We start from the raw sequence: 8,494 nt of genomic DNA, 5'->3' as shown, positions 1-8,494 counted from the left end.
TCTGTCATCAAAGTGGTCCCCACTACTCGAAGTGATGGACATCACTTTGGACACTCTCAACGTCGATGTCGATATGGCCTTCGAATGACGCTTACTCTGCATTTATAGCGGCGTAATGATAAGCCGCTGGTGCTCGGCGGTGATACGCACGCGCTGTCCGGGCTCGAAACCGGCGGTCGCGATCCATCATCCGGAGAGTTTCATCCACGGAAAGGCGGGCGGCTCCTTGCGCATATGGAAGGGCGGGCGTGCCGGTTTCTGGTAGCGCCAGGATTCCTGGATGGTGACAGACCGTTCGGTGACGGGCGGCGGTGGTGCTTTATGATTGGCGTCAGCCATGATCGACTCTCCTGTGAAGAGTCGGTGGTGGTCAGCGGGCGGTGAGTGTTGACGCACTCATCGCCCGCGCTGCGTTTACATCACTTCAGTCTGGACGACCATCGTTCAGCCTCGTACTTGATGATCATGCCTTCGAGCAGTTGCTTGATAACGGACTGCTGCTTCCTGGGCATGCTGGCGATGGCCTGGAACTGCATGGCCAGATCGGCGTCGGCCTCAAGCTCCTCTTCCTCAAAAATCAGGGAATCGGTGGTTACACGCAAGGTCCTGGCAATCTTCCTGATAGCCTCCAGGGACGGTTGCGAGGTACCGGCTTCATAGCGCTTGATCTGGGTGATGTGCAGGCCGATGGCGTCGGACAGTGCCTGCTGTGTCAGGCCCTTCTGCTTGCGCAGGGTGGCGAGTCGTGCGGTAGCCCCCCTTTCTCAGAGCGAGAAAAGATACATCTCGCGAGACAAGCGCCCACGCAACACGGACGCGAACCCCCTCAACCCTCACCATTCCTTCTACGCGCCCCCGGCCCAAACGCAAACCCAAACGCCAGCAAGAACAGCGACACCGCCAGCACGGTGTTATTCCCACTCGTCACATACGGCGTATTCCCTGATGTCCCTTGCACCGTGACATCGATCGATCCAACCGTATAAGGCGCAAGCCGCGCAATCACATTGCCGCGTGCATCGATTGCCGCAGTGGTCCCAGTGTTCGTCGCCCGCAGCATCGGCCGCCCCGTCTCCAGTGAGCGCATCCGCGCAATCTGCAGATGCTGATCCAGCGCGATCGTATCGCCGAACCACGCTAGGTTGGTCGAGTTGACCAGCACACCCGCTGGCGTATCGCTCTCACGAATCGAACGTGCAATCTCTTCGCCGAAAATATCCTCGTAGCAGATATCGACCGCAACCGGCTGGTTATGCACAAGGAACGGCTTCTGCACCGGCGCGCCACGTGCGAAGTCGCCGAGCGGAATATTCATCAACGCGACGAACCAGCGGAAGCCCCACGGGATGAATTCGCCGAACGGCACCAGGTGGTGCTTGTCGTAGCGGTAAAGCTCACGTGATCCCGGCGTGATCCCGAACAGGCTATTCGTATAGTCGACCAGCCGGCCTTCGGGCGTGATGGTCCCGCCGATTGCGCCGAAAATAACCGAAGTGCCGGTGGTATCGACAAAGTTGCGAACCGCCGTGTCAAACGACATCGGCAGCTCCTGAATAACGACCGGAATGGCCGTCTCCGGCGTGACCACCAGATCCGCGGGCTTGGCCGTAATCATCTGCTGGTATTCGTTGATGGCGGCCACCATGCCGGCCTCTTCGAATTTCATCTCCTGCTTGACGTTGCCTTGCAGCAGGCGGACGTTGAGCGGCGCATTGGCGGGCACGGTCCACGTGGCCAACGGCAGCAACAAGCCAGCTACGAGGAGCGCCACCGCGACGGCCGCCGCCGGCGCGACGCGGGCCGCGCGCGTGGCGCCTTTGCGCAGCTCCGCAGGCTCGCGCATGCGCACCAGCGCCTGCACAATCAACGCCGCCACCAGCGCCAGCATCCAGCCCACACCATACACGCCGGCAATTGGCGCAAAGCCGGCGAGCGGCCCGTCCACCTGCGCGTAACCGCTGGCGAGCCACGGAAATCCCGTGAACACATAGCCCCGCAGCCATTCGCTGACCGCCCACGCACTGGCGAACGCAAACGCCCCATGCCACGTCGGAGAAAACGGCTGATCGTCGAGCGCACTGATGCGCGCGTGCCCGGCACAGAAAGACCACACTCCCGCAGCCAACGCTGGATACACGGCGAGATACAGCGAAAACAGCGCCACGGCCGCGCCCGCCAACGGCGCGGCCATCCCGCCGTAGTCGTGCATGCTGACGTACAGCCACCACACACCTGTGACGAAGTTGCCGAAGCCGAACGCACCGCCCGTCAACGCGGCACTTTTCCATCCGGTCGTGCGCGTGAGCCACGCAAAGAAGAACGCGAAGATCGCCACTTCGAGCCAGCCGCCATGCGGCGTAGGCGCGAACGAGAGCGTGTTCGCCGCACCCGCGAGGAGTGCGACGAGGTAGTGCCACCGCGGCAACGCCCGGCCGGGCGCTTGCGCGACGGCGGACGCCACGCTACGGCGCAGACGGGAAGTGATCGGGTCGGCCATTATTGCGCGGTCGGTATTGAAGAAAGAGAAGAGTTCAGGTCTGCACGTGCTGCGCTTCACGCTCGCGCTGGCCCGCGAGTGGATCGCGTCGCACCAGCAGCATGTGGATCTGCCGCGCGTCGCCGCGCAGGATCTCGAAGATCAGATCGTCGATGCGAACCTTTTCGCCACGATGCGGCACGCGTCCGAAATGATGCGTGACGAGCCCGCCGATGGTGTCGACTTCCTCGTCCGAATACTGCGTGCCGAATGCTTCGTTGAACTGCTCGATTTCGGTCAACGCACGCACGCGGTAGCGGCCATCCGGCGAGGCGATGATGTTGCCGCTTTCCTCGTCGAAATCGTATTCGTCCTCGATATCGCCGACGATCTGTTCCAGCACGTCTTCAATCGTGATAAGACCGGCGACGCCGCCGTATTCGTCGACGACGATCGCAATGTGATTGTGATTCACGCGAAAGTCATGCAGCAGCACGTTCAGGCGCTTGGACTCCGGAATGAAGACCGCGGGGCGCAGCATGCCGCGCACGTCGAATTCCTCTTCCGCGTAGTAGCGCAGCAGATCTTTGGCGAGCAGCACGCCGATGATGTTGTCGCGATTGCCTTCGTACACCGGATAGCGCGAGTGCGCTTTCTCCAGCACGTAAGGAATGAATTCGGCCGGCGTTTCCGCGATGTTGATCGCGTCCATCTGGGCGCGCGGGATCATGATGTCGCGCGCACACAGTTCGGAGACCTGGAAGACCCCTTCGATCATCGACAGCGAATCGGCGTCGATCAGGTTGCGCTCGTGGGCATCCTGCAGAATTTCCAGAAGTTCGCCGCGGGAGTCGGGCTCGGGCGAGATGAAATCGGTCAGACGCTCAAGCAGGGAGCGTTTTTCCTGAGGTTTGTCGCTAGTTCGGTGTCGACTGGGATACGTGTCGTTCATGGTGATGCGCCCGGCGAGACTGGGCGCGCTGTTGCAGAGCATTAAGGATACACCACGGAGATGGCAGGACCGTGTCCTGCCGGGCTCGGCGGCGAATGAGTCGGCCGCGCCGCGTGCTCGGGCGCTTGGGTCAATCCTAACGGATAACGCCAGCGGATGCCCATTCGAGCAAAAATCGGCGCGGGAAAGCTGTGCGTAAGGCTCGTGGTGGCGACGAAAAGCGACGCGCTGCGACGCATCTGGGACGCTCGCCGGCTAGCCGCCGTCGCTTTGCGCTTCGCGACAACGCGCCAGCAACGCTTCGAGCGCGCGGTCCGGCATGCCGCTCTCGCGTAGCGCGGTGACGGTGCGGCTCACGTAGTCGATGGTCGTGCCGTAGCGCCCGCTGGCACAGCCGAACACGGCTTGTACGATGTCGTCGGTCAGCTTGCCGGTGTAGCTCGGCACATCGCGACGCATCACGAAGGCGAGGGCGTCGACGCGCCGGCCATCGGCAAGATTGCACGGCAGCCACGCCGGCCGATACGAACCCATCGCCATCTCGCGGCGCCAGAGCGCTTCGAGATGCGGCATCGCCCCTTCGGCGGCGAGCCGGAAGGCAATGCCGACGCACGAGCCGCCACGATCGAGCGCCAGCACCAGGCCCGGCTGCTCCGGCGTGCCGCGGTTCACCCGCGACCATAGGTACAGTCCGCGGTGATAACCATGCACTTTGGAGCGCGTGGCCTCGAGCGTCGGCATTCCGGGATTCCAGATCAACGAGCCATAGCCGAACAGCCACAGATCGCTGGACCGGTCCCAGTCGCGCAACGTGCAGTCCAGCGAGGCGCGCAATTCGTCGTCCGTCAGGAGCCGCGACTCGCCGAGCGCCGGCGGATAGCCGGGGCAGGGCGGGCGGTCGTCGGATTCGGGGTAGAGGGCGCTCACGTTCGTGCCGGCGGCGATCAGGCGTTTATTGGTAGGGGTCGGGGAAGCCGAGTTTGGCGAGGATCTCGGTTTCGATCGCTTCCATTTCCTGCGCTTCCTCTTCGACCTCGTGATCGTAGCCTTGCGCATGCAGCGTGCCATGCACCACCAGATGCGCGTAGTGCTCGACGAGCGGCTTGCCCTGCCCGGCGGCTTCCTTCTCGACCACGGGGCAACACAGGATCAGATCGCCCGTCACCGGATCGTCTTCCGACTCGGCATAGGCGAAGGTGAGCACGTTGGTGGAGTAGTCCTTGCCGCGATAGGTGCGGTTCAGCGTGCGGCCTTCTTCCGCGTCGACGAGGCGCACGGTCAGTTCCGCGTCGGCAAAGAGCGCCGCCTTGATCCAGCTCGCGACCGTAGCACGCGGCAGGATCGCCTTGTGCTCCGGCCACGCCTTGGCGGCGGGGAATTGCAGGTTCAGGGTCAGTTTCGGGGTGCGGCTCATGCGTCTGGGTGTCGTAGCGTTCTGGGCGTGGCGGATTCAGCGCGCATCGCCCGGATTGGCGTTCTTCTGCGAGTGCGCGTCGTAAGCCTCGACAATACGCGCCACCAGCGGATGCCGCACCACGTCGGCGCTGGTGAAGTGCGTCAGGGCAATGCCACGTACGTTCGACAGTACCTGCTGCGCTTCGATCAAGCCGCTCTTGTGGCCGCGCGGCAAATCGACCTGGGTCGTGTCGCCCGTCACCACGGCCTTCGAGCCAAAGCCGATCCGCGTCAGGAACATTTTCATCTGCTCGGGCGTGGTGTTCTGCGCCTCGTCCAGAATGATGAACGCATGATTCAGCGTGCGCCCGCGCATGTAGGCGAGCGGCGCGATTTCGATCATCTGCCGCTCGAACATCTTGGCGGTTTTGTCGAAGCCGAGCAGGTCGTAGAGCGCGTCGTACAAAGGCCGCAGATACGGGTCGACCTTCTGCGCGAGGTCGCCCGGCAGAAAGCCGAGCCGTTCGCCGGCTTCCACTGCCGGACGCGTCAGCACGATGCGTTTGACCTGATCGCGCTCCAGCGCATCCACCGCACAGGCCACCGCAAGATATGTCTTGCCGGTACCCGCCGGGCCGATGCCGAAGGTCACATCGTGCGCGATGATCTGCTTCAGGTATTCGCGCTGCGCCGGCGTGCGGCCGCGCAGATCGGCGCGCCGCGTGTACAGCTTCGGGCCGAGCGCTTCGAGGTCTTCGTCGCCGCTGTCGGCGGGTTCGTCGAACGGATGATCCGGGTCGTGACGAAAGCGCGCGTCCGGGCTCTCCGCGCCGTTGGTCCGGCCGCGTGCCGGATGGCGTGCCTCGACCAGCGCAAGCTGGATGTCGTCGACCGACAGCGGATCGCGCGCGTTGTTGTAGAAGTTTTCGAGGGCAGTGAGCGCCAGCTTGGCGCCGCGCCCGCGGATCGAGATGCGGTGTCCGCGACGTTGCAGCGTGACATCGAGCGCCTGCTCGATCTGCCGCAGGTTTTCGTCGAGCGGTCCGCAGAGGTTGGCGAGCCGCGCGTTGTCTTCGTGCGGTGCGGTGAATTCCAGATGCTGCTGAGCGGTCTTCAAGGCGGTGGATCGATCCTGTCGGTAGTCAGTACGCTTAATGGGTGGTGGCGGGCGCGTCGTCGTGCACCAGCACGAGTTCGCCACGCAGCGAATGCGGGTACGCCTGAACGATTTTCACGTCCACCATTTGTCCGATCAATCGCGCATGCGATGCCGCCGGCACCGGGAAATTCACCACGCGGTTGTTTTCGGTGCGCCCGGCGAGTTCGTTGGGGTCCTTGCGCGCCGGCCGTTCGACCAGAATGCGCTCGACCTTGCCGACCATCGACGCGCTGATGCGGGCGACGTTTTCCTCGATAGTCGCCTGCAGATGTTGCAGGCGTTTGAGCTTCACTTCACGCGGCGTGTCGTCGGGCAGGTTCGCGGCCGGTGTGCCGGGCCGCGGGCTGTAGATGAACGAGAAGCTGGTGTCGTACTTCATCTCGTGGATGAGCGTCATCATCTTGTCGAAGTCTTCCTCGGTCTCGCCGGGGAAGCCGACGATCATGTCCGTGGACAGTGACAGGTCCGGACGAATCGCCCGCAGCTTGCGGATGACCGACTTGTATTCGAGCACGGTGTAGCCGCGCTTCATCGCCATCAGAATGCGGTCGGAACCGTGCTGCACCGGCAGGTGCAGATGGCTGACGAGCTTCGGCACCTTGGCGTACGTATCGATCAGGCGCTGGGTAAATTCCTTCGGATGCGACGTGGTGTAGCGGATCCGTTCGATGCCGGGGATATCCGCGACGTATTCGATCAGCGTCGCAAAGTCGGCGATCTCGGACGAGCCGAGCGTCAGGCCGCCACGGTAGGCATTCACGTTCTGGCCGAGCAGCGTGACTTCGCGCACGCCCTGGTCGGCGAGGCCGGCGATTTCGGTCAGCACGTCGTCGAGCGGACGCGACACTTCTTCGCCGCGCGTGTACGGCACGACGCAGTAGCTGCAGTACTTGCTGCAGCCTTCCATGATCGACACGAACGCGCTCGGACCATCGACGCGCGCGGGCGGCAGGTGGTCGAACTTTTCGATTTCGGGGAACGAAATGTCGACCTGGGGGCGGCCGCTTTCGCGGCGCTTGTCGATCATCTGCGGCAGACGGTGCAGGGTTTGCGGGCCGAACACCACATCCACGTACGGCGCACGGGCGATGATGGACGCGCCTTCCTGGCTCGCCACGCAGCCACCCACGCCGATAATCAGGTTCGGATTCGCTTCTTTCAGCTCGCGCGCACGGCCGAGTTCGGAGAAGACTTTTTCTTGCGCTTTTTCACGCACCGAGCAGGTGTTGAAAAGAATGATGTCCGCGTCTTCCGGGGTGTCGGTCTTGACGAGGCCCTCAGCCGCACCGAGCACGTCGACCATTTTGTCGGAGTCGTACTCGTTCATCTGGCAGCCGTGGGTCTTTACATAAACTTTCTTGGTCATCGATTTTCGCCGGTCGCAGTGGTTTATCTGGGGGCGTCGTTAAAGAGTGAAGAGAGGCGAAAACGTGTGCGGGCCAAAGGCGCGATGCCACGCCAGCGGCCGGAGGGCGCCGTGGCGGCATGTCTGCGACACGTTTGCAGCGTAACTCAATATTATAGCCCTTCACCACGTGCGGATTTATTCGGCGGCCGCGGCACGGGCAGGCCGAGCAGGCTCTCCAGTTCATCGGACACCTGCGCGAAACGTTCGGCGAGGACATCCAGCAGCACGCGCACGCGCGGCGCCATGAAGCGGTTGCGGTGATACAGCGCGTGCAGCGGCGCATCCGGATAGCGCCAGTCGGGCAGCAGGACCTTCAGGCCGTCTGAACGCAGATCCGCTTCCACATCCCACATGGATTTCACCACGACGCCGTAGCCGCGCAGTGCCCATACGCGGGCGACCGCGCCGTCGTTGGTTTCACGGGCGCGCTCCAGCGGCACGGTGTAGTGCTGGACTTCGTCGCCGCGGGTGAAGCGCCATTCGTTGGCAGGGCCGGATGCCGTGCCCAGCACGATGCAGTCAAAGCGCGCCAGATCGAGCGGGTCCTTCGGCTCGCCATGCCGCGCGATGTACTCGGGCGAGGCGCACACCACGCGCCGGTTGGGCGCCAGTGGCCGGGCAATCAGCGAACTGTCCTGCGGCACGCCGAAGCGGATCGCGAGGTCGATGTCTTCCTGGACGAGGTTCGACAGCGAATCCGACAGCGTCAACGCGAACGTCACCTCGGGGTACAGGACGTTGAACTCGTCGAGCCAGTGCATCAGCAGATTGCGCCCGAAGTCCGACGTCGCCGAAATGCGCACCTTGCCGCGCACCACGTTCTGACCCGCCTGCAGCAAGGCTTCGGCATCGTCGAGCGCGGTCAGCGCCTGGCGGCAGCAGTTCAGGTACAGACGGCCTTCGTCGGTGAGGCGCAACTGGCGGGTGGTGCGCTCGAACAAACGCGATTTCAGGCCGGTTTCAAGCTTGCTCAAACGGGCGCTGGCCGCGGCCGGCGTGAGCCCCAGCTTGCGGCCTGCTGCCGACAGGCTGCCTAACTGCGCCGCTTCGACGAAGAGGCGGATGTCGCCGAGGTTATCCATCGATTATTCGAAATAATTTGAA

General features: G+C 63.3%; 9 protein-coding genes and 1 pseudogene. All 10 read right to left on the bottom strand.

The window, feature by feature from the left end:
• Window positions 1-102 precede the first annotated feature (102 nt).
• Window positions 103-150, bottom strand: a complete 48-nt coding sequence (locus P3T43_RS17630; RefSeq protein ID WP_429282325.1) for a hypothetical protein — start codon at window positions 148-150, stop codon at window positions 103-105.
• Between the two features lie 36 nt (window positions 151-186).
• The gene (locus P3T43_RS17625) at window positions 187-339 is read right to left on the bottom strand and encodes a hypothetical protein (protein ID WP_429282315.1); all 153 of its coding nucleotides are present in this window, start codon (window positions 337-339) and stop codon (window positions 187-189) included.
• Between the two features lie 80 nt (window positions 340-419).
• Window positions 420-737, bottom strand: a pseudogene (locus P3T43_RS17620) (helix-turn-helix domain-containing protein); the annotation flags it as partial.
• 89 nt (window positions 738-826) lie between these two features.
• Window positions 827-2,497: an apolipoprotein N-acyltransferase gene (gene lnt / locus P3T43_RS17615; RefSeq protein WP_429282314.1), complete on the bottom strand. Its 1,671-nt coding sequence runs from the start codon at window positions 2,495-2,497 to the stop codon at window positions 827-829.
• Window positions 2,498-2,531: 34 nt separating this feature from the next.
• The gene (locus P3T43_RS17610) at window positions 2,532-3,428 is read right to left on the bottom strand and encodes an HlyC/CorC family transporter (RefSeq protein WP_429282313.1); all 897 of its coding nucleotides are present in this window, start codon (window positions 3,426-3,428) and stop codon (window positions 2,532-2,534) included.
• Window positions 3,429-3,683: 255 nt separating this feature from the next.
• Window positions 3,684-4,355 (bottom strand): gamma-glutamylcyclotransferase, encoded by a 672-nt coding sequence (locus P3T43_RS17605; protein ID WP_429282312.1) that lies wholly within the window; start codon window positions 4,353-4,355, stop codon window positions 3,684-3,686.
• A 25-nt stretch (window positions 4,356-4,380) separates the two neighbouring features.
• A complete protein-coding gene (gene ybeY / locus P3T43_RS17600; protein ID WP_429282311.1) occupies window positions 4,381-4,842 on the bottom strand; it encodes an rRNA maturation RNase YbeY in 462 nt (153 codons plus the stop codon).
• A 36-nt stretch (window positions 4,843-4,878) separates the two neighbouring features.
• Window positions 4,879-5,940 carry a PhoH family protein gene (locus tag P3T43_RS17595; protein WP_429282310.1) on the bottom strand — a complete coding sequence of 354 codons (1,062 nt, stop codon included), beginning with the start codon at window positions 5,938-5,940 and terminating at the stop codon, window positions 4,879-4,881.
• 34 nt (window positions 5,941-5,974) lie between these two features.
• Entirely contained in the window at window positions 5,975-7,348 is a 1,374-nt protein-coding gene (gene miaB / locus P3T43_RS17590; RefSeq protein ID WP_429282309.1) for a tRNA (N6-isopentenyl adenosine(37)-C2)-methylthiotransferase MiaB, read from the bottom strand.
• Between the two features lie 152 nt (window positions 7,349-7,500).
• Window positions 7,501-8,472 (bottom strand): LysR family transcriptional regulator, encoded by a 972-nt coding sequence (locus tag P3T43_RS17585; protein WP_429282308.1) that lies wholly within the window; start codon window positions 8,470-8,472, stop codon window positions 7,501-7,503.
• Window positions 8,473-8,494: the final 22 nt, after the last annotated feature.

It is taken from the genome of Paraburkholderia sp. GAS41 (genome assembly GCF_050436545.1).
Taxonomy (GTDB): domain Bacteria; phylum Pseudomonadota; class Gammaproteobacteria; order Burkholderiales; family Burkholderiaceae; genus Paraburkholderia.
Note: the sequence above shows the minus strand (reverse complement) of the source record. Positions and strands in the feature narration are given on the sequence as shown.